The 515-nt window shown below is 78.1% G+C and carries 2 protein-coding genes; both read left to right on the forward strand.

Annotated features, from left to right (window positions below):
* Positions 1-326: AAA family ATPase (locus FB586_RS19635; RefSeq protein ID WP_370741105.1), on the forward strand; the 326-nt coding region annotated here is incomplete at its 5' end.
* A partial coding sequence (locus tag FB586_RS18995; protein ID WP_136520877.1) for a hypothetical protein occupies positions 323-515 on the forward strand: 193 nt, incomplete at its 3' end. The genes FB586_RS19635 and FB586_RS18995, both read left to right, overlap by 4 nt.

Raw genomic sequence — 515 nt, forward strand, 5'->3', positions numbered from 1 at the left:
TCGCCGCGCTGGTGGAGCGGCTCCACGTCGCCGACCCGATCCTGGCCCACGTCCGCGAGGTCGGCGTGGCGATCCGCGAGGACCGGCGGGTGCGGCTCGGCGCCAGCACCCGAGGTCTCCGCGCGCTCGTGCGGGCCGTCCAGGCCTACGCCGCCTCGTGCGGTCGGCACTACGCGATCCCCGACGACGTCCGCCGCCTGGCCGAGCCGGTCCTGGCCCACCGCACGGTGCTGACCCGCGAGGCGCTGCTCGAGGGCCACACCGGCGCCGCGGTCGTACGACAGGCGCTGGAGGACGTCGCGCCTCCCCAGCCGGACCGCCCGTGACGCCCTGGCGCGCGACGACACCGCGGGGCCGCTGGGTCCTGGTCACCGGCCTGGCCCTCGCCGCGGCGGGAGTGCTGCTGCGCTACCCGGTGGTGGCGGCGCTGGGCGTCGTGCTGGTCACGCTGGTCGCCGCCGAGGTAGTCCTGGTGCTGCGGCGCCCGCCGGTGCAGGTGCGGCGCACGGTCGACC

It is taken from the genome of Cellulomonas telluris (assembly GCF_004886325.1).
Taxonomy (GTDB): domain Bacteria; phylum Actinomycetota; class Actinomycetes; order Actinomycetales; family Cellulomonadaceae; genus Cellulomonas; species Cellulomonas telluris.